The 23382-nt window shown below is 72.2% G+C and carries 23 protein-coding genes, 1 tRNA gene and 1 pseudogene; 14 read left to right on the plus strand and 11 right to left on the minus strand.

All coding sequences use genetic code 11. From position 1 onward, the window contains the following. Positions 1 to 186 precede the first annotated feature (186 nt). Positions 187 to 1272, minus strand: coding sequence for a C40 family peptidase (locus AB0F82_RS31495; RefSeq protein ID WP_362633634.1), 1086 nt, complete (start codon positions 1270 to 1272; stop codon positions 187 to 189). 210 nt (positions 1273 to 1482) lie between these two features. Further along, on the minus strand, positions 1483 to 2304 hold the full coding sequence (locus AB0F82_RS31500) for a class I SAM-dependent methyltransferase (RefSeq protein WP_362633637.1): 822 nt from the start codon (positions 2302 to 2304) through the stop codon (positions 1483 to 1485). Positions 2305 to 2543: 239 nt separating this feature from the next. On the opposite strand from AB0F82_RS31500, the gene mshA reads away from it, so the two are divergent. Both mshA and AB0F82_RS31510 read left to right on the plus strand, forming a co-directional pair. Beyond that, entirely contained in the window at positions 2544 to 3929 is a 1386-nt protein-coding gene (mshA, locus tag AB0F82_RS31505; RefSeq protein ID WP_436842207.1) for a D-inositol-3-phosphate glycosyltransferase, read from the plus strand. Further along, the gene (locus AB0F82_RS31510; protein ID WP_356813710.1) at positions 3922 to 4443 is read left to right on the plus strand and encodes a YbjN domain-containing protein; all 522 of its coding nucleotides are present in this window, start codon (positions 3922 to 3924) and stop codon (positions 4441 to 4443) included. The genes mshA and AB0F82_RS31510 overlap by 8 nt, the downstream gene beginning before the upstream one ends. 52 nt (positions 4444 to 4495) lie before the next feature. On the opposite strand, the gene AB0F82_RS31515 is transcribed toward AB0F82_RS31510, so the two are convergent. Beyond that, positions 4496 to 5896 carry an MDR family MFS transporter gene (locus AB0F82_RS31515; RefSeq protein ID WP_362633640.1) on the minus strand — a complete coding sequence of 467 codons (1401 nt, stop codon included), beginning with the start codon at positions 5894 to 5896 and terminating at the stop codon, positions 4496 to 4498. A gap of 129 nt (positions 5897 to 6025) precedes the next feature. Between AB0F82_RS31515 and AB0F82_RS31520 the strand changes: the two genes are divergently transcribed. Continuing rightward, entirely contained in the window at positions 6026 to 6784 is a 759-nt protein-coding gene (locus tag AB0F82_RS31520; protein ID WP_030855401.1) for a phosphoglyceromutase, read from the plus strand. Between the two features lie 79 nt (positions 6785 to 6863). Here AB0F82_RS31520 and AB0F82_RS31525 read toward each other — a convergent pair whose 3' ends face one another. Beyond that, a complete protein-coding gene (locus AB0F82_RS31525; protein WP_356813708.1) occupies positions 6864 to 7457 on the minus strand; it encodes a DUF2867 domain-containing protein in 594 nt (197 codons plus the stop codon). A gap of 96 nt (positions 7458 to 7553) precedes the next feature. Here AB0F82_RS31525 and AB0F82_RS31530 point away from each other — a divergent pair, with 96 nt between their 5' ends. Continuing rightward, positions 7554 to 8114 (plus strand): TetR/AcrR family transcriptional regulator, encoded by a 561-nt coding sequence (locus AB0F82_RS31530; RefSeq protein ID WP_362633644.1) that lies wholly within the window; start codon positions 7554 to 7556, stop codon positions 8112 to 8114. Between the two features lie 98 nt (positions 8115 to 8212). Here AB0F82_RS31530 and AB0F82_RS31535 read toward each other — a convergent pair whose 3' ends face one another. Beyond that, positions 8213 to 8362 (minus strand): hypothetical protein, encoded by a 150-nt coding sequence (locus AB0F82_RS31535; RefSeq protein WP_356813706.1) that lies wholly within the window; start codon positions 8360 to 8362, stop codon positions 8213 to 8215. Positions 8363 to 8610: 248 nt separating this feature from the next. Continuing rightward, positions 8611 to 9288 carry a phosphate signaling complex protein PhoU gene (phoU, locus tag AB0F82_RS31540; RefSeq protein WP_356813705.1) on the minus strand — a complete coding sequence of 226 codons (678 nt, stop codon included), beginning with the start codon at positions 9286 to 9288 and terminating at the stop codon, positions 8611 to 8613. A 216-nt stretch (positions 9289 to 9504) separates the two neighbouring features. Here phoU and AB0F82_RS31545 point away from each other — a divergent pair, with 216 nt between their 5' ends. Beyond that, entirely contained in the window at positions 9505 to 10704 is a 1200-nt protein-coding gene (locus AB0F82_RS31545; protein ID WP_356813704.1) for a sensor histidine kinase, read from the plus strand. A gap of 41 nt (positions 10705 to 10745) precedes the next feature. After that, positions 10746 to 11426, plus strand: a complete 681-nt coding sequence (locus AB0F82_RS31550) for a response regulator transcription factor (protein ID WP_344026023.1) — start codon at positions 10746 to 10748, stop codon at positions 11424 to 11426. A gap of 228 nt (positions 11427 to 11654) precedes the next feature. On the opposite strand, the gene AB0F82_RS31555 is transcribed toward AB0F82_RS31550, so the two are convergent. After that, the gene (locus AB0F82_RS31555) at positions 11655 to 12329 is read right to left on the minus strand and encodes a DUF461 domain-containing protein (protein WP_362633649.1); all 675 of its coding nucleotides are present in this window, start codon (positions 12327 to 12329) and stop codon (positions 11655 to 11657) included. Positions 12330 to 12953: 624 nt separating this feature from the next. Here AB0F82_RS31555 and AB0F82_RS31560 point away from each other — a divergent pair. The 6 genes from AB0F82_RS31560 to AB0F82_RS31585 all read left to right on the plus strand — a co-directional run bounded on the left by AB0F82_RS31560 (position 12954) and on the right by AB0F82_RS31585 (position 19195). Next, a complete protein-coding gene (locus AB0F82_RS31560; RefSeq protein ID WP_003953493.1) occupies positions 12954 to 13436 on the plus strand; it encodes a CarD family transcriptional regulator in 483 nt (160 codons plus the stop codon). A 295-nt stretch (positions 13437 to 13731) separates the two neighbouring features. Further along, positions 13732 to 14478, plus strand: coding sequence for a 2-C-methyl-D-erythritol 4-phosphate cytidylyltransferase (ispD, locus tag AB0F82_RS31565; RefSeq protein ID WP_356813702.1), 747 nt, complete (start codon positions 13732 to 13734; stop codon positions 14476 to 14478). Beyond that, the gene (gene ispF, locus AB0F82_RS31570) at positions 14468 to 14971 is read left to right on the plus strand and encodes a 2-C-methyl-D-erythritol 2,4-cyclodiphosphate synthase (RefSeq protein ID WP_356813701.1); all 504 of its coding nucleotides are present in this window, start codon (positions 14468 to 14470) and stop codon (positions 14969 to 14971) included. Before ispD ends, ispF begins: the two co-directional genes overlap by 11 nt. Positions 14972 to 15064: 93 nt before the next feature. Beyond that, the gene (gene cysS / locus AB0F82_RS31575; protein ID WP_356813700.1) at positions 15065 to 16465 is read left to right on the plus strand and encodes a cysteine--tRNA ligase; all 1401 of its coding nucleotides are present in this window, start codon (positions 15065 to 15067) and stop codon (positions 16463 to 16465) included. Positions 16466 to 16566: 101 nt separating this feature from the next. Continuing rightward, complete coding sequence (rlmB, locus tag AB0F82_RS31580) at positions 16567 to 17538, plus strand: 23S rRNA (guanosine(2251)-2'-O)-methyltransferase RlmB (protein ID WP_356813699.1); 972 nt, start codon at positions 16567 to 16569, stop codon at positions 17536 to 17538. Between the two features lie 142 nt (positions 17539 to 17680). Beyond that, positions 17681 to 19195 carry a DoxX family protein gene (locus AB0F82_RS31585; RefSeq protein WP_362633654.1) on the plus strand — a complete coding sequence of 505 codons (1515 nt, stop codon included), beginning with the start codon at positions 17681 to 17683 and terminating at the stop codon, positions 19193 to 19195. Positions 19196 to 19338: 143 nt separating this feature from the next. Here AB0F82_RS31585 and AB0F82_RS31590 read toward each other — a convergent pair whose 3' ends face one another. The 3 genes from AB0F82_RS31590 to AB0F82_RS31600 form a co-directional block, all read right to left on the minus strand. After that, positions 19339 to 20097, minus strand: a complete 759-nt coding sequence (locus AB0F82_RS31590; RefSeq protein WP_356815942.1) for a nucleotidyltransferase family protein — start codon at positions 20095 to 20097, stop codon at positions 19339 to 19341. 27 nt (positions 20098 to 20124) lie between these two features. Further along, positions 20125 to 20538 carry a hypothetical protein gene (locus AB0F82_RS31595; RefSeq protein WP_356815943.1) on the minus strand — a complete coding sequence of 138 codons (414 nt, stop codon included), beginning with the start codon at positions 20536 to 20538 and terminating at the stop codon, positions 20125 to 20127. Positions 20539 to 20744: 206 nt separating this feature from the next. Continuing rightward, entirely contained in the window at positions 20745 to 21833 is a 1089-nt protein-coding gene (locus tag AB0F82_RS31600; RefSeq protein WP_356815944.1) for an ABC transporter ATP-binding protein, read from the minus strand. Between the two features lie 156 nt (positions 21834 to 21989). On the opposite strand from AB0F82_RS31600, the gene AB0F82_RS31605 reads away from it, so the two are divergent. Together AB0F82_RS31605 and AB0F82_RS31610 are read left to right on the plus strand one after the other, a co-directional pair. Next, positions 21990 to 22667, plus strand: coding sequence for a hypothetical protein (locus tag AB0F82_RS31605; RefSeq protein ID WP_362633660.1), 678 nt, complete (start codon positions 21990 to 21992; stop codon positions 22665 to 22667). A 77-nt stretch (positions 22668 to 22744) separates the two neighbouring features. Continuing rightward, positions 22745 to 22822: transfer RNA gene (locus AB0F82_RS31610), tRNA-Thr, on the plus strand. 56 nt (positions 22823 to 22878) lie between these two features. On the opposite strand, the pseudogene AB0F82_RS31615 reads toward AB0F82_RS31610, so the two are convergent. After that, positions 22879 to 23334: pseudogene (locus tag AB0F82_RS31615) on the minus strand (FAD-dependent oxidoreductase); the annotation flags it as partial. Positions 23335 to 23382: the final 48 nt, after the last annotated feature.

Consider the following 23382-nt stretch of genomic DNA (forward strand, 5'->3'; position numbering starts at 1 on the left):
GGCGGGACGAGCCCGCCACTCAGCCCCCGCCCCGTTCCCACGCAGCCCGGGGCGACACCGTCGGCGGGGCCGGCCCGTGGCGTGCGAAGTCCCTTCGGCGCAGCGGGGCTGCTGGGCTGCTGGGCTGCCGGGCCGGGGGGCGTCGGGCGCGGCCCGGGGGAGGCCGGCCCCCGGGCCCGGGAGGGGTCAGGCGTCCGGCCGGACCACTGCTTTGATCGGCATGGAGCCCGCGCCCGCCAGCGTCACGTTGCGGCCGGGGCGCGGGGCGTGGACCATCGCGCCGTCGCCCACGTACATGCCGACGTGGCTCGCGTCGTCGAAGTAGATGATCAGGTCGCCCGGCCGCATGTCCTTGAGCGCGATCTTCGGCAGCAGCCGCAGCTGCTCCTGCGAGGTGCGCGGGATGCCGCGCCCCGCCGCGCGCCAGGCCTGCGACGTCAGTCCGGAGCAGTCGAAGGAGTCCGGGCCCACCGCGCCCCATTTGTACGGCTTCCCCATCTGGGCGGTGGCGAACTGCACGGCATGCTTGCCGGCGTCCGTCGCCTTGCCGTTGACGTCCTTCATCGCGCCCGTGGACAGCCACGCCGTCTGCGCGCGGTACTGGGCCTCCTGCTCAAGCTGGATCAGCCGGGCCTTCTGCTCGGCCTCCAGCTTGCTCTCCAGCTCCTCCGCCGCCTTGATCTTCTCCTCGATCTGTTTCTTGGACTCCTCCTGCTTGACCCGGTTCGCCTCCAGCTTCTGCCAGCGCTCGCTCGCTTCCTCCGCGTAGCGCTGCAAGTCCGTCTGGGTGCGGTCCAGTTCGGACAGGAGGTCCGAGGCGGCCTTCTCGCCCTGCCGCAACCGGTCCGCCCCGTCGAGGAACTGGTTCGGGTCCTCGCTCAACGCCAGCCGGGCGCCCGGCGGCAGGCCGCCCGAGCGGTACTGCGCGCGGGCCGCGGCGCCGGCGCGGCTCTTGAGCGTGGCGATGCGCTCCTTGCCCGCGACGATCAGGTTGGCGATCTCGACGATCTTGTCCGACTGGGCCTTGGTCTCGGCCTCGGCGAGGTTGTAGGCGTCCGTCGCGGTGCCCGCCTGCCGGTAGAGCTCGTCGATGTCCTTGCGGACCTGCTCCAGGGACTTGCCGTCAGGCCCGGGCAGCGGAGCCGCCGGTGGCCCCGGCGCGACGGGCGCCGCATACGCCGTGCCCGTCGCGAGGCCCGCTGTCGTCAGCACCGCCATCGCGCACAGCAGCACGAGAGAGCTTGCGCCTCGTCGTCGCCCTACCGACCCCATGGTCCCCCCAAGGCACCCGAGCCAGACCTGGTATCAGATCTGACTATTCATCAGTAACTTCGCACTGCCATCGGGATGGTGCCACGAGTCGATGAATTCCAACACCCTTGTGGATGCCGTTTCGATCTTGTCTGCCCCAACGGACCCCCGGTCCTGCCCCTCACGGATCAACGGGGCACCCCCGCCCCCCGTTCCCCGCCCGCACTGCATTCACCCCACCGGGCGCAACGCCTCCCAGCGCAGCGTCAGTTCCCCCTGCCGCCACCGCCCGGGCCCGTCCGCGAGCGGCCAGTCCGCGGACAGCGCCCGCGCCGTGCGGATCCAGCGCTGCCGCGCCCCGTACGAGGCGTACGGAGCCGCCGCCGCCCAGGCACGGTCGAAGTCGCGCAGGAACGCGTGCACCGGCTCCCCCGGCACGTTCCGGTGGATCAACGCCTTCGGCAGCCGCTCCGCGAGGTCCGAAGGGCGCTCCAGCGAGCCCAGCCGGGTCGCGAACGTCACCGTGCGCGGGCCCTCCGGTCCCAGCGCCACCCACACGTGCCGCCGCCCGATCTCGTCGCAGGTGCCCTCCACCAGCAGCCCGTCCGGCGCCAGCCGCGCGCACAGCCGCGCCCACACCTCGGCGACCTGCTCCTCGTCGTACTGGCGCAGTACGTTCGCCGCGCGGATCAGCATCGCCTGCTCCCCGCCCTCCAGCGGGACCTCGAAGCCGCCGTGCCGGAAGCTCAGCCCCTCCCGCTCGTACGGCTTCGCCCCGGCCACCCGCGCCGGCTCGATCTCGATGCCGACCACCCGCACCCGCGGCGCCGCGTCCCGCAGCCGCGCCAACAGCTCGACCGCCGTCCAGGGCGCGGCCCCGTACCCGAGGTCCACCGCCACCGGGTCCCCCGCACGCCGCAGCGCCGCCCCGTGGGCGGCCGCGATCCAGCGGTCCATGCGGCGCAACCGGTTCGGGTTCGTCGTCCCGCGCGTCACCGAACCCACAGGACGGCCGGAGGCGCGGCTGGGTGACGGGGTACTGCGGGAGGCCATGAGCCGAGGGTAAGCGGAGCGCCCCTACGCAGTGAAAACCGCCCGCACCGCCCCGAAAATCGCGCGGCGCCCCAAGAAAGCACCAAGAAACAGGGGGACCGCGCAGGAAAACCGGGCACCCCGGAATGCGGGGGACGGCCATCCGGGTTGCACTCCTTGCAGGGCGCCCTACGCGCCCCCGCAGTCATGCCGTCCGAGCGTCCGAGCGCGCACCGTCCGAGCCGAGAGGAAGCGCTTCCTTGAGCCAGTACGTGTCCCGCCTCGGCGGCAGCCTCAGCGGGCGCCTCGCCGCCGCCCGCGCCGCCACCCGTCACGAACCGCCCCGGCTGCGCCTGCCGGCCGTCGGCCACCACCGCAAACCGCGCCGCGTGGCCATGCTCAGCGTGCACACCTCACCGCTGCACCAGCCGGGCACCGGCGACGCCGGCGGGATGAACGTCTACATCGTGGAGCTGGCCCGCCGCCTCGCCGCGATCAACATCGACGTCGAGATCTTCACCCGCGCCACCACCGGCGGGCTCCCGCCCGTGGTCGAGCTGGCCCCCGGCGTCCTCGTACGGCACGTGGACGCGGGCCCCTACGAGGGCCTCGCCAAGGAGGAGCTCCCGGCCCAGCTGTGCGCCTTCACCCACGGCGTGATGCAGGCCTGGGCCGGCCACCGCCCCGGCTACTACGACCTCGTCCACTCCCACTACTGGCTCTCCGGGCACGTGGGCTGGCTCGCCGCCGAACGCTGGGGCGTGCCCCTCGTCCACGCCATGCACACCATGGCCAAGGTCAAGAACGCGGCGCTGGCCGAGGGCGACACCCCCGAGCCCGCCGCCCGCGTCATAGGCGAGACCCAGATAGTCGCCGCCGCCGACCGCCTCATCGCCAACACCGCCGAAGAGGCCGACGAGCTCGTCCGCCACTACGAGGCCGACCCCGCCAAGGTGGCCGTCGTCCACCCCGGCGTGAACCTCGACCGCTTCACCGTCGGCGACGGCCGGGCCGCCGCCCGCGCCCGCCTGGGCCTCCCGCAGGACGCCGTCATCCCGCTCTTCGCCGGGCGCATCCAGCCGCTGAAGGCCCCCGACATCCTGCTGCGCGCCGTCGCCGTCCTCGTCGACCGCGACCCCTCGCTGCGCCGCCGCCTCTTCGTCCCCGTCGTCGGCGGCCCCAGCGGCAGCGGACTCGCCAAGCCCGAGGGCCTGCAGAAGCTCTCCGCCAGACTGGGCATCGCCGACCTCGTGCACTTCCACCCGCCGGTCGCCCAGGACGGCCTCGCCGACTGGTTCCGGGCGGCGTCCGTTCTGGTCATGCCGTCCTACAGCGAGTCCTTCGGGCTCGTCGCGATAGAGGCCCAGGCCGCCGGCACCCCGGTGCTGGCCGCCGAGGTCGGCGGGCTGCCCGTCGCCGTCAACGACGGCGTCACGGGGATCCTCGTACCCGGACACGACCCGGCGGACTACGCGCGGCAGCTGCGCCGCTTCGTCGACGAGCCCGGGCTCGCGGACCGGATGGGGGCCGAGGCGGCGCGGCACGCGCAGTTCTTCGGCTGGGACACGGCGGCCGCCGGCACGGCCGACGTCTACACGGCGGCGATGCACGATCACCGCCGTCGCGTACGCTCCCACCATGGCTGACACTGCCGAGATCATCGAGAGCGCGCTCGCCGGCGCGGAGCTGAGCTGGGAGAGCCCCCGACCGGGCACCTACGTCGTCCAGCTCCCCGGCACGCGCAAGCTCAGCACCACCTGCTCCATCCGGGTCGGCCGGCACTCGCTGTCGGTCAACGCCTTCGTGATCCGCCACCCCGACGAGAACGAGGCGGGCGTCCACCGCTGGCTGCTGGAGCGCAATCTCAAGCTGTACGGGATGGCGTACGCGGTGGACCGCCTCGGCGACATCTATCTGACGGCCCGCCTGCCGCTGTCGGTGGTCACACCGGAGGAGCTGGACCGGCTGCTCGGCACGGTGCTGGAGGCCGCGGACGGTTCGTTCAACACGCTGCTGGAGCTGGGCTTCGCGAGCGCGATCCGGCGCGAGTACGAGTGGCGGGTCTCGCGCGGCGAGCCGACCTTCAACCTCGACGCCTTCAAGCACCTGACGCGCCCGCAGGACGAGCCGTCGCCCGCGCCCGGCGGCCCGGCCGACTGACGCCGGCGCCCGAGCCGCCGGCCGGGTCCGGTCGGAGCCGGGCCGGCTCCGGTCAGCCCGCCCGGACCGGGGCAGGGACCGGGTTCGGGCCCGGGTCCGGAACCGGGTTCGGGCCCGGGGCGGGGAGCGGCTCGGCGGGAGCCGGTGCGCAGGGCAGGGCTTCCGCCGCCTTCGGGCCGGCGGCGACACCGGCCGCCGCCGGGTCCGTACCCCTGTCCCCGTCGGGCAGGTTCCGCATCAGCAGCCAGTAGCCGGCCGCCGCCACCGTGCCCAGTACGCCCGTGGCCGCCCAAAGCCGGCCCGCCCCCCACCGGTCGATCATGAAGCCCGCCATCAGCGGCGCCACCAGCGCGGCCACCGCCCAGGACATCGTGTAGACGCCCTGGTAGCGCCCGCGACCGTGCACCGGCGAGAGGCGTACGACCAGGCTCATCTGGGTCGGCGAGTTGACGATCTCGGCGAGCGTCCACACGCACACCGTCAGCGCGTACGCCCACAGCGGTCCGGCGAAGGCCGTCAGCGCGAAGCCGTAGCCGGCCAGCAGCGCCGAGACGACCAGCAGCTTCTGCGGGTCCCGGTGCTCGATGAAGCCGGTGACCGGGATCTGCAGCACCACGATCAGCAGGCCGTTCACGGCGATGACGAGCCCGTAGTCCCCGGGGGAGAATCCGGCGGACCCCATGGCGACCGGCAGGCCGACCGAGCCCTGCGTGAAGATCAGCGAGATCAGGAACGACAGGCCGACCACACCCATGAACCGGCCGTCCCGCAGCACGGTCCCGAGCCCGATCTCCGAGCCGCCACCGGTCCTTCCCGAGGCGGCGCCGGACGCGCCGGACGCACCGGCTCCGCCGCCTTCCGGGCGGGACTCGGGCAGCTTGACGAACACCAGCACCGCGCAGGCCAGCGTGAGGGCCGCCTCGCCCAGGAAGCCGGCCAGGTAGCTGTACTCGGCGATCAGGCCCGCCGCGGTCGCGCTGACGGCGAAGCCGAGGTTGATGGCCCAGTAGTTGAGCGCGAAGGCCCGTACGCGGTCCTCGGGGCGGACGATGTCCGCCATCATCGCCGCGACCGCCGGACGGGAGGCGTTCGAGGTCATGCCGACCAGCAGGGCCACCGCCGCGATCGCCGCCGGGTGTTCCATGAAGCCCAGCAGCGCCACCGAGAAGGCGGTCGAGGCCTGGGCCGCCAGCAGCGTGGGGCGCCGCCCCAGACGGTCGGTCATCACGCCCGCGACGAGCGAGGACACCACACCGCCCAGCCCGTGGAGGGCGACGACGAGGCCCGCGAAGGAGGCCGAGTAGCCCCGGTCCAGCGTCAGGTACAAGGTCATGAAGGTGGCGACGAAGGCACCGAGCCGGTTCACGAGCGTGCTCGTCCAGAGCCACCAGAACGCCCGGGGCAGCCCCGCGACGCTCTCCCGGGCGGCCCGTCTCAGACTGGCTGCGGACATACGGAATCCCCCCAAGGGTGTAAGCGTCGCTCTGCCGATGGGCACATTACGAGGGGGTGGGCTCGGGGCGCCACCCAATTGACCCGAGCCGTCAATCGACACCCTCGCGCGTCCATTAGGCTCGTACGCATGGCCGACGCACCGTACAAGCTGATCCTCCTCCGCCACGGCGAGAGCGAATGGAACGCGAAGAACCTGTTCACCGGCTGGGTGGACGTCAACCTCACCGAGAAGGGCGAGAAGGAGGCGGTCCGTGGCGGTGAGCTGCTGAAGGACGCCGGCCTGCTGCCCGACGTTCTGCACACCTCCCTCCAGAAGCGCGCCATCCGCACCGCTCAGCTCGCGCTCGAGTCCGCGGACCGCCACTGGATCCCGGTGCACCGCTCCTGGCGCCTGAACGAGCGCCACTACGGCGCGCTGCAGGGCAAGGACAAGGCGCAGACCCTCGCGGAGTTCGGCGAGGAGCAGTTCATGCTGTGGCGCCGCTCCTACGACACCCCGCCGCCGGTGCTGGAGGACGGTACGGAGTTCTCGCAGTCCGAGGACCCGCGCTACGCGTCGATCCCGAACGAGCTGCGTCCGCGCACCGAGTGCCTCAAGGACGTCGTCGAGCGCATGCTGCCGTACTGGTACGACGGCATCGTCCCGGACCTGCTGGCGGGCCGCACGGTCCTGGTGGCCGCGCACGGCAACTCCCTGCGCGGTCTGGTCAAGCACCTCGACAGCATCTCGGACGAGGACATCACGGGTCTGAACATCCCGACCGGCATCCCGCTCGTCTACGAGCTCGACGCCGACTTCAAGCCCCTCAACCCGGGCGGCACCTACCTCGACCCGGCCGCGGCCGCGGCCGCCATCGAGGCCGTCAAGAACCAGGGCAAGAAGTAACGCCCCTGCACCACGCAGAAGCCCCCGTCCGCTGTTGCGCAGCGGACGGGGGCTTCCGTCGTTCTCGTCGTTCTCCGGGTCAGTCCGTCGCGGCCGGCGAGTTCGTCCGCCACTCGTTGCCTATCGAGCGGATCAGGGCCGGGTAGACGCCCAGGTAGCGGAAGGGCTTGATGGCCAGCATGTAGGCGGCGCCCAGCAGGCCGTTGGGCTTCACCAGGACGGCCATCTGGCCGTGGTGGCCGCCGTTGCCGTCCGGTACCCAGCCGATGTGCATCACGCCGTGCATGGTCCTGTTGGCCGTCTCCGCCGCCCACTCGTCGTGCGTCTGGTAGACGGAGGTGAACGGTGCGGAGGTGAGGTCCGGCCCGCGATCGCCCTCGCGGAGGTCGGCCGGCAGCCGGTCCCGGAGCGTCGGCACCCGCGACCGGAGGCCCCCCGACGGATCGTCCCAGCCGAGCAGTGCCCCGAGCTTCCAGCGGATCGCGAAGAGCGCCCGTCCCGCTCGGGAGGGGACCGGGTCCCCCGAGCCCGTCGCGAACTGGCGTACCAGGCGCGCGAGGTCGTCGGGACCGCCGGGGGTGGGCAGGGCCCACACGTCCTCGAGCCGGAAGTCGCCGGCGATCTCGTGGATGCGCCAAGGGCGCGAAGTGTGGGCGGTGCTGGGGAGTCTCATGCGCAAGCCCCTATCTATACGATGCCGTATAGAACGAGACTAGCACTCGTCTATACGGCACCGTATAGACGGGGGTCCGTGCGAGGAGGACACACCATGGGCGCGACCCGCACGCCACGCGGCAAGTGGATCGAGGAGGGCTTGCGGGCGCTGGCCGCCGGCGGCCCGGATGCGGTCCGCGTCGAGTCGCTGGCGCAGGCGCTCGGCGTCAGCAAGGGCGGCTTCTACGGCTACTTCGGCAGCCGGGGCGCGCTGCTCACCGAGATGCTCGACACCTGGGAGCGGGAGGTCACCGAGGCGGTGATCGAGCTGGTCGAGAGCGGCGGGGGAGACGCCCGCGCCAGGCTGGACCGGCTGTTCACGATCGTCGCCTCGTACGACGAGGGGCCGGTGGTGGGCGTCGACGCCGACCTGGCGATCCGCGACTGGGCGCGCCGTGACGAGGCCGTCGCCGAGCGGCTGCGCCGTGCGGACAGCCGGCGCATGGAGTACCTGCGCTCGCTGTTCCGCGCCTTCTGCACCGACGAGGACGACGTCGAGGTCCGCTCCCTGATCACCTTCTCCCTGCGGATCGGCTCCCACTTCATCGCGGCCGACCACGGTGGCCGCAGCCGCGCGGAGGTCATGGCGCTGACCCGCACATGGCTCCTGCGGTAGGGGTGCCTGTGTACCGAGAAAGGCCCCCCGCCTGCGGATGTCCGCGGGCAGGGGGCCTCTCGGCGTAACCGGTGCGGTGCCGAGCCGGGTGGGCCAGGTCAGCCGCCGCACTGGCAGGGGGCACCGGACTGGCAGCCGCAGCCGCAGCCGGAGCCGCAACCGCAGGCCGCGAGCAGCGGCAGCCGCAGCGGCTCGGACTTCGGCGGCTGCTCCTGCTCCGGGGTGATGGGGACGGGGGAATCGGGCATGGTTCCTCCTCGGAGAGGCGGTGCCCCGCGGCATACGGGACTTCGTACGACTGGCCGCCTCGCCCTCATTCATGCCCAGCTCCACCGGCGCGTCAACGGCGCACGGAAGCTCTGCCGGGCCCGCCGCCCGCCCGGCTCCGTCAGACGACGGAGGTCACCGCGGTCAGGGGCCCGCGGTCAGAGGCCCCACGGTCAGGCGCCCGCGGTCAGAGGCCCGCGGTCGGACAACGGCCGTCAGATGCCCGCGGTCAGGCGCCCTCGATCTGGGTCGGCTGCTGGAGGTCGTCCGCGTGCTCGCCCGTCACGAGGTAGACCACGCGCTTGGCCACCGACACCGCGTGGTCCGCGAAGCGCTCGTAGTAGCGGCCGAGCAGCGTCACGTCCACCGCCGTCTCGATGCCGTGCTTCCAGCGGTCGTCCATCAGGTGCTGGAACAGCGTCCGGTGCAGCTGGTCCATCTCGTCGTCGTCCTGCTCCAGCTGGAGCGCCAGGTCGACGTCCTTCGTGATGATGACCTCGGCCGCCTTCGCCATCAGGCGCTGCGCCAGCTGCCCCATCTCCAGGATCGTCGCGTGCAGGTCACGCGGGACGGCGCGGTCCGGGAAGCGCAGCCGGGCGAGCTTCGCCACGTGCTGGGCCAGGTCGCCGCTGCGCTCCAGGTCGGCGCTCATGCGCAGCGAGGTCACCACGATCCGCAGGTCGGTGGCGACCGGCTGCTGGCGGGCCAGCAGGGCGATGGCGCGGGCCTCCAGGTCGTGCTGGAGGTCGTCGACCTTCTGGTCGGCGGCGATGACGCTCTCGGCGAGCTTGAGGTCGGCATCGAGCATGGACGTCGTCGCCCGCCCGATCGCGGAACCGACGAGCCGGGCCATCTCGACCAGGCTTTCTCCGATCGAGTCCAGTTCCTCGTGGTACGCGTCGCGCATGTCTCGTGTCCCTCTCTCGACCTACTACTGCGGTGATGCCCGGGGCGGGCCGGGGCGGCCTTCTGCCCCACGTTGACACGGTGAGCCGCAAACGCGTCCGACTCCGGCACCACAAGTGAATCAACCCCGTCGCCAGGGTGAACTCTGGGCGACGACTGTTCGAGGTGCCACCCGAACGGCTGTGGAAGTGTCGTCGTGCCTGCTTAACCTGGATCCATGGACGTGAACGCGGCGGTCGCCGCAGCTGCAGCGATCGCCGGTATGTGCACCGGCGTCATCGCGATGCTGGCGTTCCGCTGGAGCGAGCGCGACCAGGCCCGCCCCACCCGGAGCTCCATGCGCCCCGACATCAACGCGGTGCTGCCGCCCGGCGTGGACACCGTGCTGTCCGTGCTCCGCTCCTCCGCCGTGGTCCTCGACGAGGGCGACGCCGTCGTCAAGGCCTCCTCCGCCGCCTACGCCCTCGGGCTCGTACGCGGCGGCAAGCTGGCCGTCGAGCCCATGCTCCACATGGCCCGCGACACCCGCCGCGACGGGGAGATACGACAGGTCGAGCTGGACCTGCCCCGCCGCGGCACGGGCCGTGGCGAGGCCCTCGCCGTCTCGGCGCGCGTCGCCCCGCTCGGTTCCCGCCTGGTGCTCCTCCTGGTCGAGGACCTCACCGAGGCCCGCCGCATCGAGGCCGTACGCCGCGACTTCGTCGCCAACGTGTCCCACGAGCTGAAGACCCCGGTCGGGGCGATCTCCCTGCTGTCCGAGGCCGTCATGGACGCCGCGGACGACCCCGAGGCGGTCAGCCGCTTCGCGGGCCGCATGCAGATCGAGTCCACCCGGCTGATCAACCTCGTGCAGGAGCTCATCGACCTCTCCCGGGTACAGAACGACGACCCGCTGGAGGACGCCGAGCCCGTCCGCGTGGACACCCTGGTCGCCGAAGCCATCGACCGCTGCCGCCACACGGCGTCCTCCAAGCAGATCACCATGGCCGCCGGCGGTACCGCCGACCTGCGCGTATGGGGCAACCGCGGACAGCTCGCGGCCGCCCTCGGAAACCTCGTCGAGAACGCCGTCAACTACAGCCCCGCCCGCACCCGCGTCGGAATAGCCGGACGCAGGGTGACGTCCCCCGGGGGAGACTTGATCGAGATCGCCGTGACCGACCAGGGCATCGGCATCCCGGAGAAGGACCGCGAGCGCATCTTCGAGCGCTTCTACCGCGTGGACCCGGCCCGCTCCCGCGCCACGGGAGGAACCGGCCTCGGCCTTGCGATCGTGAAGCACGTGGCCGCCTCGCACGGCGGGGAGGTGTCGGTGTGGAGTTCGGAGGGCCAGGGCTCCACCTTCACCCTGCGACTCCCCGAAGCGGCCGCCTCGTCCCCGGCGGCTGCCCCCCGCACCCACCCGACCCCAGCCTGAACCAGAACCGCTCCAGCCATCCCTGCCCCGGAGGTCCTTCCGTGACCCGAGTGCTCGTCGTCGAGGATGAGGAATCCTTCAGCGACGCCCTGTCCTACATGCTCCGCAAGGAGGGCTTCGAGGTCGCCATCGCGGCGACCGGCCCCGACGGGCTCGACGAGTTCGAGCGCAACGGCGCCGACCTCGTCCTCCTCGACCTGATGCTGCCCGGCCTGCCCGGCACCGAGGTCTGCCGGCAGCTGCGCGGCCGCTCCAACGTTCCCGTGATCATGGTGACCGCCAAGGACAGCGAGATCGACAAGGTCGTCGGGCTGGAGATAGGAGCAGACGACTACGTCACCAAGCCCTTCTCCTCGCGGGAGCTGGTCGCCCGCATCCGCGCGGTCCTGCGCCGCCGCGGAGAGCCGGAGGAGGTCGCACCGGCGGCCCTGGAGGCCGGCCCCGTACGGATGGACGTCGACCGTCACGTGGTCACCGTCGCCGGCGGCAAGGTGGACCTCCCGCTGAAGGAGTTCGACCTGCTGGAGATGCTGCTGCGCAACGCGGGCCGCGTGCTGACCCGCATGCAGCTGATCGACCGGGTCTGGGGCGCCGACTACGTCGGCGACACCAAGACGCTCGACGTCCACGTCAAGCGCCTGCGCGCCAAGATCGAGCCGGACCCGGGCGCGCCGCGCTATCTGGTCACGGTCCGTGGGCTCGGCTACAAGTTCGAGCCGTAAGCCGGGACCCCGGTGTTCCCGGGGGCCGGTCGGAGGCCGGCGCAGCGTGCCGAAGCCGGTGAGGCCCCCCAGGGCCTCGCCGCGCGAGGGGCGCGCGCGGGAGGAGTTCGAGCCGGACCCGGGCGCGCCGTGGCGGGACTCCCGTCGATGGCATGGAAAAGGGCCCCCCTCCGCTGGTGCGGACGGGGGCCCTTCCCGTATGCGTACGGAGCTACGCCGTGCCCCCGGTCAGTGGCCCGCGGCGTGCGAGGCGGAGCCCGACGGCGAAGCGGCCGCGCCCGAGGGGGTCCCGGCCGGGGCGCCGGAGGCGGCGCCCGAGGGGCTGCCGGACGGGGAGGCGCCGGCCGCCGGGGTGGCCGCCGGGGTGCCGCCCGGAGTCGCGGACGGGGCGGCGGACGGGCCGAAGCCCGCGTACATGCCGGTGGCCGGAACCACGAAGGCCTGGAGCTCGACGCCGCCCGTGCTGCTCAGCTGGAAGACGACCTTCTGCACGTCGCCGTTCTTGGCGGCCTCGGAGCCGTTCTCGATCACGGCGGAGGCGTTGCCCTGGCCGCCGAGCACCACGGAGCCGCCGGCGGGCACGGTGATCCTGCCGCTGCCCCCGGCCGGCTTCAGCGCGACCTTCCCCTTGCCATCCGCAAGGGTGATGCCGTCAAGCGTCTGCGGCTTGGTGCCGTTGTTGAAGACGGTCGCCGAGACGACGGCCGGCCCCTTCTTGTCCTTCTCGCCCTGGGTGATCACCAGAGCGTTCTGGATCTCGATGTCGCCCTTGGTGGCGGCGGCGTTGTCCGGCTTGATCTGGAGAGTCTGCGCGTCGTTGCCCGCACCGCATGCGGCCAGCGAGGCGATCGAGAACACGACGGCGGTGGCGGCGAGGGCGCCGCGTCGAAGGCTGCGGCTCACGGCGGCGGCAACTCCTAGGACGAACGGAAACGGAGGGTGGGCTCTCCCGGCAACCGCTGGGAGGTACCCCCGGAACGGCCGAGGCGAAGCCGCTCTAAGGGTGTGTCAGCGCGCTTAGGTTACCGAGCCGCCGCCCCGCCCCCGCACCCGACCCTCCGCAGGGCGGCCGCCGCCCTGGGGGTGGTCCACGATCTTGCATTCGCCGGGGTCCACCTCGCCGCCCACCTCGCCGATCACGTGGCGCTCCCATATCGTGCGTCCGCCGCCCGTTGATCAATTCCGGGATTCCCCGAACGCCACTCGGTGATCAATTCCGGATTGGGCCGGATCCCGCTCCCGCACGCGTGCTCGCCAGCCGAACGGAGCAGTTCGTTTTCGCGACTCTCAGCCCGGCAAAACGGGACGTACGTCACACTGATGGGGGTGTGCGGCGGGTGTAGCGTGGCCCTTTCGCCCGGTCCGCGCAGCGCCCCCGACCTGCGAATACCCCCTTCCGGAACCCTTCCGCAGCACGTTCCTGTCGCTGTTGTCAAGCCCCGAGATGTGCCCTGACCTGCGAAAACGCCATTCATAACAGTCAGTTCTCGTGTTACCCTGGATAGCCACGGAAGGGGTACCTGTCACATGACGTTCAAGGTTGGCGACACCGTGGTCTATCCCCATCACGGGGCCGCGCTGATCGAGGCCATTGAGACTCGCCAGATCAAAGGCGTGGACAAGACCTACTTGGTGCTCAAGGTCGCCCAGGGCGACCTGACGGTTCGTGTGCCTGCGGACAATGCGGAGTTCGTCGGCGTTCGCGACGTAGTCGGCCAGGACGGGCTGGACCGGGTCTTCGAGGTGCTTCGTGCACCGTATGCAGAAGAGCCGACGAACTGGTCCCGGCGCTACAAGGCAAATCTGGAGAAGCTCGCTTCTGGCGATGTCATCAAGGTCGCCGAAGTGGTGCGTGACCTGTGGCGTCGTGAGCGCGAGCGCGGGCTCTCCGCGGGCGAGAAGCGCATGCTCGCGAAGGCGCGCCAGATCCTGGTCAGCGAGCTCGCGCTCGCTGAGAACACGAACGAGGACAAGGCCGAGGCCCTCCTCGACGAGGTGCTCGCGTCCTGACGCGAGGCCCCGTGCACGGTGTGCACAGCTTGCCGCGGTGCCCGATGACAAGGTTTCTCCTCCTGGAGAGACCTGTTGCCGGGCGCTGCGGCATGTCTGTATCCGTATCTCGTGCCGTACTCGTACTTCCACCTGCCCAGCCGTACTCGTACCTCTCACTGGCGTGCCGGGTCCGGGTAGCGCTCGACCGGTCGTCACGGAAGGGGCGAGGGGCGTCGCACCCGGCACCCTTCAGGCCATACCCATGTCAGCCGAAGTCACAAACCTGGCTCGGAAACCTGGCTCGGAGCTACTGATGTCTGACGTAACGCGCCCCCGCCGCACGGCCGCGGTGATCCCGGCCGCCGGCCGCGGCGTACGCCTCGGCCCCGGCGCCCCCAAGGCCCTGCGGGCCCTCGGCGGCACCCCGATGCTCGTCCACGCCGTCCGCGCGATGGCCCGATCCCGCGCGGTGTCCGTCGTGGTGGTCGTCGCCCCCGCCGCCGAAGCGGCCGAGGTGCGCCTGCTGCTGGGCGAGCACGCGCTGCCCGAGCGGACCGAGCTCTTGGTCGTACCCGGCGGCGAGACCCGCCAGGAGTCCGTACGGGCCGGCCTCGACGCGCTGCCGCAGGACGTCACCTCCGTACTGATCCACGACGCGGCCCGCCCGCTCGTCCCGGTGGACACCGTGGACGCCGTCGTCGAGGCCGTGCGCGACGGCGCCCGCGCCGTGGTTCCCGCGCTCCCGCTGGCGGACACCGTCAAGGAGGTCGAGCCCGGCAGGCCGGGCGAGCCCGAGCCGGTCGTCGCCACGCCCGAGCGGGCCCGGCTGCGCGCCGTGCAGACCCCGCAGGGCTTCGACCTCGCCACGCTCCTGGAGGCGCACGCCGCTATCGCGGTGGACGGCGAGGGCGCCACCGACGACGCCGGCATGGTGGAACGCCTCGGCGTCCCCGTCGTGGTGATCCCGGGACACGAAGAGGCCTTCAAGGTCACCCGACCGCTCGACCTGGTCCTCGCAGAGGCCGTACTCGCCCGCAGGAGGGCCACCGATGGGTTCTAGCTCCGACGCGCCGCTGATCCCGCTCGTCGGGATCGGCACCGACGTGCACGCCTTCGAGACCGGCCGCGAGCTGTGGTGCGCCGGCCTGCTGTGGGAGGGGGAGGACGGCCTCGCCGGGCACTCCGACGGCGACGTCGCCGCCCACGCCGCCTGCGACGCCCTCTTCTCCGCCGCCGGAGTCGGCGACCTCGGCGCGCACTTCGGCACCTCCCGCCCCGAGTGGTCCGGCGCCGCCGGGGCCACCCTCCTGGCGGAGGCCGCCAGGATCGTGCGCGCGGAGGGCTTCGAGATCGGCAACATCGCCATCCAGGTGATCGGCGTCCGTCCGAAGATCGGCAAGCGGCGCGAAGAGGCACAGAAGGCGCTCGCGGCCGCCGCGGGCGCCCCCGTCTCCGTATCGGGCACCACCACCGACGGACTGGGCCTCACCGGCCGGGCCGAAGGGCTCGCCGCCATCGCCACCGCCCTCGTGTACCGGACGAACCGGGCCTGAACGCCCGTGGGGTCGGCGCATCTTCGGCAACAAAGCGGCCCCGCGGCCCCAAAGGTCGCGGGGCACTGCTACGGGCGCACTACCCTGGATGCCGTGACTATTCGCCTGTACGACACCAACGCCCGGCAGATCCGCGACTTCACCCCGCTCGTTCCGGGCTGCGTCTCGATCTACCTCTGTGGTGCCACCGTGCAGGCGGCCCCGCACATCGGGCACATCCGGTCGGGCCTCAACTTCGACATGATGCGCCGCTGGTTCGAGTACCGCGGCTACGACGTCACCTTCATCCGCAACGTCACCGACATCGACGACAAGATCATCGCGAAGTCGGCCGAGCAGGGCCGCCCCTGGTGGTCCATCGGCTACGACAACGAGCAGGCCTTCAACAACGGGTACGACGCCCTCGGCTGCCTGCGGCCCACCTACGAGCCGCGCGCCACGGGCCACGTCCCCGAGATGATCGAGATGATGCGCGGCCTGATCGAGCGCGGCCACGCCTACGAGTCCGACGGCAACGTCTACTTCGACGTGCGCTCCTTCCCCGGCTACCTGAGCCTGTCCAACCAGGAGCTCGACAACCTGCTCCAGCCCTCCGGCGAGGGCGAGACGGGCAAGCGCGACCCCCGCGACTTCGCCATGTGGAAGTCGGTCAAGCCGGGCGAGCCCTCCTGGGAGACCCCGTGGGGCCGCGGCCGGCCGGGCTGGCACCTCGAATGCTCCGCCATGGCGCACAAGTACCTCGGCGAGGCCTTCGACATCCACGGCGGCGGCCTCGACCTGATCTTCCCGCACCACGAGAACGAGATCGCCCAGGCCAAGGCCTTCGGCGACGAGTTCGCGAACTACTGGGTCCACAACGCCTGGGTCACCATGTCCGGCGAGAAGATGTCCAAGTCCCTCGGGAACTCCGTCCTCGTCTCCGAGATGGTCAAGCAGTGGCGCCCGATCGTCCTGCGCTACTACCTCGGCACCCCGCACTACCGGTCGATGATCGAGTACAGCGAGGAGGCGCTGCGCGAGGCCGAGTCGGCCTTCGCCCGCATCGAGGGCTTCATCCAGCGCGTCGTGGAGAAGGCCGGCGGCCCGGTCGAGGCCGCGAAGGAGGTTCCGCCCGCCTTCGCCGAGGCCATGGACGACGACCTCGGCGTCCCGCAGGCGCTCGCCATCGTCCACACCACGGTCCGCCAGGGCAACAGCGCGCTCGCCGCCGACGACAAGGACGGGGCCATCGCCCGCCTGTCCGAGGTACGGGCCATGCTGGGCGTCCTCGGCCTGGACCCGCTCGACCCGCACTGGGCCGGCGAGACCGACCGCGGCGAGGACCTCCACGGCGCGGTGGACACCCTCGTACGCCTGGTCCTGGATCAGCGGGAGTCCGCCCGGGCCCGCAAGGACTGGGCGACCGCCGACGCCATCCGCGACCAGCTCCAGCAGTCCGGTCTGGTCATCGAGGACAGCCCGACGGGGCCGCGCTGGACGCTCGGCCCCCGCTGAGCCCCCGGCACCCGGAGCAGTCCGACTGTGCCGCCCGGCCGTCCGGGCGGCACACTCTTCATACGTACATATCGCAGCACCAACGAAAACAGGTAGAGGTCATGGCCGGGAACAGCCAGCGCAGGAACCGCCGCACGTCCAACAAGAAGGGCGCTACGGTCGGCAGCGGTGGCCAGCGGCGCAAGGGCCTGGAGGGCAAGGGCCCCACGCCCAAGGCCGAGGACCGCAAGAAGCACAAGGCGAACCGCATCGCCAACGCCATGGCCCGCCAGGCGGCCAAGCGCCGTCCGGCGCCGCGCCGCGGCGGCCCCAAGGGCACCAGCGAGATGGTCGTCGGCCGCAACCCGGTCTTCGAGGCGCTGCGCGACGGCGTCCCGGCCACCACCCTCTACGTCCAGCAGTTCATCGACAACGACGAGCGCGTCCGCGAGGCGCTCCAGCTCGCGGCCGAGCGCGGCAACATCAACCTGATGGAGGCCCCGCGCCCCGAGCTCGACCGCATGACCAACGGGCTCAACCACCAGGGCCTGGTCCTCCAGGTCCCGCCGTACGAGTACGCGCACCCCGAGGACCTCACCGACGCCGCCCACGACAACGGCGAGGACCCCCTCATCGTCGCCCTCGACGGCGTCACCGACCCGCGCAACCTCGGCGCGATCGTCCGCTCCGTCTCCGCCTTCGGCGGCCACGGCGTGGTCATCCCCGAGCGCCGCGCCGCCGGTATGACCGCCGGTGCCTGGAAGACCTCGGCCGGCACCGCCGCCCGCACCCCGGTCTCCCGCGTCACCAACCTCACCCGCGCCCTGCAGGAGTACAAGAAGGCCGGCATGGCCGTCGTCGGCCTCGCCGCCGAGGGCACGCACGAGGTGCAGGACCTGGAGGCGCTCGGCGGCCCGGTCGTCATCGTCGTCGGCTCCGAGGGCAAGGGCCTGGGCCGACTCGTCGGCGAGAACTGCGACTACCTCGTGCGCATCCCGATGCCGGGCGGTGCCGAGTCCCTCAACGCCGGTGTCGCCGCGGGCGTCGTGCTCTACGAGGCGGCCCGCCGCCGCGCCACGCAGCCCCGCACCTGACCGCCTTGATCCACTTGGCTCACGGAAAGTGACCCGTGAGCGTGCCGCCCCGCCCGTTTCGGGCGGGGTGGCTTGATCTTGACGGGTCTCGGACAGATCCCTGATGTCAAGGCAGTGTCCTAAACACTGATCACTCGGTTAGATGAGTGTGGACACCAGAACGTCAGGGTTCGACGACCAGCCCGCGCTGAGCATGGTCAAGGTGCCGTGCGACCCCGCACAGGTCATCGTCAACCACGCCAGCTTCCGCGTGCGGCTCGCACCGAGCCCGAGCGCGCGTTCCAAGCCCGCGAAGGCCCCCGGCCGCGCGCCCGTCCTGGGCGGCGCCGTGGTGGCCGCCGCCGGGGCCACCCGCCGCCGGGCCCCCGTGGTCTGGAGCGGCAAGTCCGACACCGGCGACGCCGCCGCGGCCATGGGCGGACTGCTCCAGGCCGTACGCGGCCACGACGAGAACGACGGCGGCGCCACCCAGGTCATCCCGCGCATCGACCTGGACCACGACCTCGCCGAGGACACCCTCGCCACGCCGACCGTCATCGGCCAGCGCAGCTACGGGGACCCCACCGCGACGCGCCCCCTGGCCGCCGTACGGGACCTCCCGTACGAGCGGCCGGCCGGCTCCGGGGCCCCCAGCGGACCGGAATCCCGCCGCCCGGCGGCCGACAACCGCGGGCAGGCCTCCTACTACCCCGGCCGCCGGATGAACCTCGGCGTCGTGCTGCTCCCGCTGCGCGTCTTCCTCGGCTTCATCTCCATCTACGCCGGCATGGGCAAGCTGTGCGACCCCGTCTACTTCGACGGCGGCGAGCGCGGCTCCATGGTCACCTGGCTGCACACGCTGACCCCGTGGGCGCTGGCCGAGCCGCTGCGTGACTTCGCGCTCGCGCACCCGGTGGGCGCGGGCCTCAGCGTGGCCTTCCTCCAGGTCATCGTCGGCGTGCTGACGGTCTTCGGCCTGTGGCAGCGGTTCGCCGCCTGCTTCGGGGCGCTGCTGTCCGCCGCGCTGCTGATGACGGTCAGCTGGAAGACCGTCCCGGCCTACGACGCGCCCGACATCATCTACCTCGCCGCCTGGAGCCCGCTGATCATCGCGGGCGCGCCGGTCTACTCCCTCGACGGGCGCCTCGCCGGCGAGGCCTGGCGCACCCTCGGACCCCGTTCCGAGATCTGGCGGCTGCGCCGCCGCGTGCTGCGGCGCGGCGCCGTCATGGCGACCGTCGTCTGCGGACTCACCCTGATCGTCGGCTCGCTCCTCGGCGGCGCCGTCCGCTCCACCACCGTGGTCACCGTCCCCGGGCCCGGCCAGGCCCCCAGCAACTACCTGCCGGGCCGCCCGCTGCCGCAGGCGCCGGCCAAGCAGCAGCCCGCACAGCAGCAGCCGAACCGGCAGTCGTCCTCGCCGACGCCCTCCCCGTCCGAACCGTCCGCCAAGGCCGGCAGGACCGCGTCGGGCGCACCCTCCCGGGAGAGCGCGGGCACGGGCTCCGAGTCGCCCACCGCGACCCGGGGCACGACCGGCAGGCAGCAGACCCCGCGCAGCACGCCCCGGCAGTCCACGGCGCCGAAGCCGCCGTCCTCCTCGTCGGGGAGCAGCACGCGCGGGGGAGGCACCACTGCGACCAAGCAGCCCGGCCTGATCGGCGGGCTCATCGGCTGAGCCCTCCGCCAGGGGCCGGCACACAGGGGCCCGGCACGCGAGAGCGTGCCGGGCCCCTGTGGTGTGTGCGGGGATGCGGAACGGCGGAGGAGGGGAGGCGGGGGAGGGGAGGGCGGGCCGCGGAGGCGGGGCCGTGGAGGGCCTCAGAGGCCCGTCTGGGCCGCCAACTCCCGTGCGGCCTCGGTGAGGTCCTTGGCCGTGTCGATCGCCCGCCAGTAGGCGCCCTGGGGCAGCGGGAAGCCGGCCAGCCGCCGCTCCCGCGCCAGCCGCGGGAAGGTGGTGCGCTCGTGGTCCCCCAAGTCGGGCAGCAGCGCGGCGAATTCGGGCCCGAAGACGTACACCCCGGCGTTCACCGGATACGGCGACGGCGGGGCCTCGATGAAGTCCAGCACGTGCCCGAACTCGTTGGTCTCCACCACCCCCCACGGGATCCGCGGCCGGGCCAGCGCGAGCGTCGCGACCGCCCCGCGCTCGGCGTGGAAGGCCGCCATCTCGCGGAGCGAGAAGCGCGTCCAGACATCGCCGTTCGTCGCGTACCAGGCCCCGTCCGGGTCGGGGAGGTGCCGCGCGGCGTACTTCAGGCCGCCGCCGCGCCCCAGCGGCTCCTCCTCGACCACCGTGGTCACGCGGAGCGGCAACGGGGCCTCGGCCAGCCACTCCTGGAGCACCCCGGCGAGGTGCCCGCACGAGACCACGGCGTCGGTGACCCCCTCGGCGGCCAGCCAGGCCAGCTGGTGCCCGATGATCGGCAGCCCGGTCCCCGGGATCTCGACCATCGGCTTGGGGCGGTCGTCGGTGTACGGACGCAGCCGCGAACCCTGGCCGCCCGCCAGGACGACTGCCTGGGCGGGGGCGGCGGGGAACGCGGCTGCGGAGGGGGCGGATCGGGGGGCGTCGGTCATGCGGCCAGCGTAGGGACGGGCCGCGCGTCAGCCCATGGAGGCGACGCCGGAGGCGTACGAGGTGTCGCAGACGGGGCGGGCGAACGACTGGGCCTTCGTCGGGCCGTACGCCTCGACGGCGGCGCGTCCGAGCGCCCGGGCGATCCCCACGCAGTGCTCGGCGAGCGACGGCCGGCGGTTCACCTCCTGCTGGAGGTGGGTCAGGACGTCGTCGGGCGCCAGGCCCTGCTGCAGTTCGCCGACCAGCCGGGTGCGCAGCACCTCGTGGGCGGCGCGCGGCTTCGCGGGCGTGGAGACGCCCTCGGCGGAGGCGGTGACGAGCTGGGAGGAGGAAGTGTCCGCCCAGGGGACCATGGTGACCGCGAGCGTCCCGGACAGGACCAGGACGACGGGCAGGACCAGGGCGAGGGAACGGCCGATACGGCGGGCAGTGTGGGTCACGAGGGCGAGAGTAGCGCTCGGTGAAGATTTGGCGACATTTAGTCACCCTGTCGGGGGATGGTTCGACGTGGCTTTTCGAATTACGGGTTGACGCCCGCGCCCGAATGGCCCGGTCTGCCGGGGTTCCTGTGGGGTGCTCTCCGGCAACGGACCGCGCAGGGGCGCCCCTTGACGGGACGCCCCTCCGAAATCCGTATCCGGTGCGACTAGTCGGACAGTCGCTGCCCGGAAGACGTCGAGAAGACGTGGATCTCGTCCGCCCGCGGCACGATGTGCAGGCTGGAGCCCTTCTCCGGGACCTGGCGGCCGCCCACGCGGACGACGAGGTCCTGCGAGCCCTCGGCGGCCGAGGTGGAGCCGTAGACGTAGCCGTCGGCGCCGAGCTCCTCGACGACGTTCACGGTGACGGTCAGACCGCCGGTCTCGGCGACGTCGAAGTGCTCCGGGCGGACGCCTACCGTGACGGTGCGGTCGCCGGCGTCGGCCGCGGCGGACAGTGCCGCGCGCGACACCGGGACGACGCTGTCGCCGAACTTCACGCCGCCGTCGGTGATCGGGACCTCGACCAGGTTCATGGCCGGGGAGCCGATGAAGCCGGCGACGAACAGGTTCGCGGGACGGTCGTACATGTTGCGCGGGGTGTCGACCTGCTGGAGCAGACCGTCCTTGAGCACGGCCACCCGGTCGCCCATCGTCATGGCCTCGACCTGGTCGTGGGTGACGTAGACGGTGGTGATGCCGAGGTCGCGCTGGAGGGCCGCGATCTGCGTACGCGTCGACACGCGCAGCTTGGCGTCCAGGTTCGACAGCGGCTCGTCCATCAGGAACACCTGCGGCTTGCGGACGATCGCGCGGCCCATGGCGACGCGCTGGCGCTGGCCGCCGGAGAGCGCCTTCGGCTTGCGGTCCAGGTACTGGGTGAGGTCCAGCATCTTCGCCGCGTCCTCCACCTTCCTGCGGATGGTGGCCTTGTCCTCGCCGGCGATCTTGAGCGCGAAGCCCATGTTGTCGGCGACGCTCATGTGCGGGTAGAGCGCGTAGTTCTGGAACACCATCGCGATGTCCCGGTCCTTGGGCGGCAGGTGGGTGACGTCGCGGTCACCGATGCGGATGGCGCCGCCGTTGACGTCCTCCAGGCCGGCGAGCATGCGCAGCGAGGTGGACTTGCCGCAGCCGGAGGGGCCGACGAGGACGAGGAACTCGCCGTCCTCGATCTCCAGCTCCAGCTGGTCGACGGCGGGCTTGTCGCCGCCGGGGTACAGACGGGTCGCCTTGTCGAAAGTGACAGAAGCCATGGTGAGGAATCCCTTCTACCGGCAGGAACGTGCCGGACGATCCGAGTGGAAGGTCTAGTCCAGAATCCGGACTCCGCCCGACGCTACCCGGCCGGACGCCGTCTGTCAGCACCGCGGAGGTGTGGGATTGTCAGCGCGACCTGCTTCCATGCGCCCATGAGCGTGTACGAGATCCTCCCGGTCCTCCCCGACATCGAGACCCTGCGGGACCGGTGCCTGGCCCTGGCCGTGCTGGAGACGGTGATGGACACCCGGGACCAGTTCTTCGCCTACGCCGCCGACTGGTCCGAGACGGAAGGCGCCGCCCTCATGGACAACGGCTCGGGCGACGACTACGCCATCGTCTTCTCGGCGGCGGGCGCGTACGCGCGCGGCTTCGCCCACGAATCCGGGATGAGCCCGTGGGGCGGCGAGGACGTGGAGGTCTGGCCGGGACTGGTGGAGGCCGTGCCCGAGGCCTTCCACCCGTACGTGACGGAGCCGGCGTTCTGCGACGACGACGGCGAAGGCCCCGTCCCGCGCGTCACGGTCGTGTTCTGGCGACAGGCGACGGACGAGGTGTGGCACACGGGGCCGGTGGAGATCCCCGACGGCCCCGGTGGCTACGGCGACGGGGCCCAGGACCTCTTCGAGGTGCTCGCGGCGGGCACGCCGGAGGCCTACCGCGACTTCGCCGAGGACTACCACGAGCGGTCCATGGACCTGGACGCGGTCCGCCACGTCTACGCCATGCGCCCCCTCACGGCCGAGGTGATCAAGGCCCTGAACCCGGAGGCGGACCCGGTCGCCGTGGCGGCGGCGGTGGCGTCGACGGGGTACCCCGTGGAGGGCTGACGAATGTGATGGCAGGGGGATTCTCGCGCTGTGTAGAGTGATGGCGGCTTCGCTCGCAGTACACGCGGGTGTGCAGTGCCTCCTTAGCTCAGTCCGGCCAGAGCAACGCACTTGTAATGCGTAGGTCGTCGGTTCGAATCCGACAGGGGGCTCCAGAAGCGGAAGGCCCCGGGTTGACGCCCGGGGCCTTCCGGCGTTGTGGAGCGGGGCTTCAGTGGCGGCCCGAGATGCGGTCGGCCAGACGGGCCAGGGGCGCGGTCGTCGGGGTGTGGGTGGCGGTTTCGCGGCGGTCCGCCTCGCGGTAGGCGGCGTACAGGGCCTGTACGCCGAGCCAGCGGAAGGGCTCCGGCTCCCAGCGACGGACGCGGTGGTTCACCCACGGCAGGGCGGTCAGCCCCGTGGACTCACCGAGGACCAGGTCGCGCAGGGTGCGGGCGGCCAGGTTGGAGGTCGCGACGCCCGAGCCGACGTAGCCGCCCGCCCAGCCCACGCCCGTGCTGCGGTCCAGGGTGACGGTGGCGCACCAGTCGCGGGGGACGCCGAGGACGCCCGACCAGGCGTGGGTGATCTCCGTGCCGGTGAGTGCCGGGAAGAAGGAGAAGAGGAGGTCGCGGAGGGAGTCGACGGTGGCCGGCTGGGTACGGCCGTCGTTGTCGGTGCGCGAGCCGCCGCTGGACACCGCCGAGACCGCAGGGCACCCGGACACCGCCGAGCA

Source organism: Streptomyces virginiae, from assembly GCF_040638905.1.
Lineage (GTDB): Bacteria > Actinomycetota > Actinomycetes > Streptomycetales > Streptomycetaceae > Streptomyces > Streptomyces virginiae_B.

Coding starts and splice junctions, on each gene's coding strand:
- AB0F82_RS31495 (WP_362633634.1), bottom strand. CDS start 1,272: ATGGGGTCGGTAGGGCGACGACGAGGCGCAAGCTCTCTCGTGCTGCTG.
- AB0F82_RS31500 (WP_362633637.1), bottom strand. CDS start 2,304: ATGGCCTCCCGCAGTACCCCGTCACCCAGCCGCGCCTCCGGCCGTCCT.
- AB0F82_RS31510 (WP_356813710.1), top strand. CDS start 3,922: ATGGCTGACACTGCCGAGATCATCGAGAGCGCGCTCGCCGGCGCGGAG.
- AB0F82_RS31515 (WP_362633640.1), bottom strand. CDS start 5,896: ATGTCCGCAGCCAGTCTGAGACGGGCCGCCCGGGAGAGCGTCGCGGGG.
- AB0F82_RS31520 (WP_030855401.1), top strand. CDS start 6,026: ATGGCCGACGCACCGTACAAGCTGATCCTCCTCCGCCACGGCGAGAGC.
- AB0F82_RS31525 (WP_356813708.1), bottom strand. CDS start 7,457: ATGAGACTCCCCAGCACCGCCCACACTTCGCGCCCTTGGCGCATCCAC.
- AB0F82_RS31530 (WP_362633644.1), top strand. CDS start 7,554: ATGGGCGCGACCCGCACGCCACGCGGCAAGTGGATCGAGGAGGGCTTG.
- AB0F82_RS31535 (WP_356813706.1), bottom strand. CDS start 8,362: ATGCCCGATTCCCCCGTCCCCATCACCCCGGAGCAGGAGCAGCCGCCG.
- phoU (WP_356813705.1), bottom strand. CDS start 9,288: ATGCGCGACGCGTACCACGAGGAACTGGACTCGATCGGAGAAAGCCTG.
- AB0F82_RS31545 (WP_356813704.1), top strand. CDS start 9,505: ATGGACGTGAACGCGGCGGTCGCCGCAGCTGCAGCGATCGCCGGTATG.
- AB0F82_RS31560 (WP_003953493.1), top strand. CDS start 12,954: ATGACGTTCAAGGTTGGCGACACCGTGGTCTATCCCCATCACGGGGCC.
- ispD (WP_356813702.1), top strand. CDS start 13,732: ATGTCTGACGTAACGCGCCCCCGCCGCACGGCCGCGGTGATCCCGGCC.
- ispF (WP_356813701.1), top strand. CDS start 14,468: ATGGGTTCTAGCTCCGACGCGCCGCTGATCCCGCTCGTCGGGATCGGC.
- rlmB (WP_356813699.1), top strand. CDS start 16,567: ATGGCCGGGAACAGCCAGCGCAGGAACCGCCGCACGTCCAACAAGAAG.
- AB0F82_RS31585 (WP_362633654.1), top strand. CDS start 17,681: ATGAGTGTGGACACCAGAACGTCAGGGTTCGACGACCAGCCCGCGCTG.
- AB0F82_RS31590 (WP_356815942.1), bottom strand. CDS start 20,097: ATGACCGACGCCCCCCGATCCGCCCCCTCCGCAGCCGCGTTCCCCGCC.
- AB0F82_RS31600 (WP_356815944.1), bottom strand. CDS start 21,833: ATGGCTTCTGTCACTTTCGACAAGGCGACCCGTCTGTACCCCGGCGGC.
- AB0F82_RS31605 (WP_362633660.1), top strand. CDS start 21,990: ATGAGCGTGTACGAGATCCTCCCGGTCCTCCCCGACATCGAGACCCTG.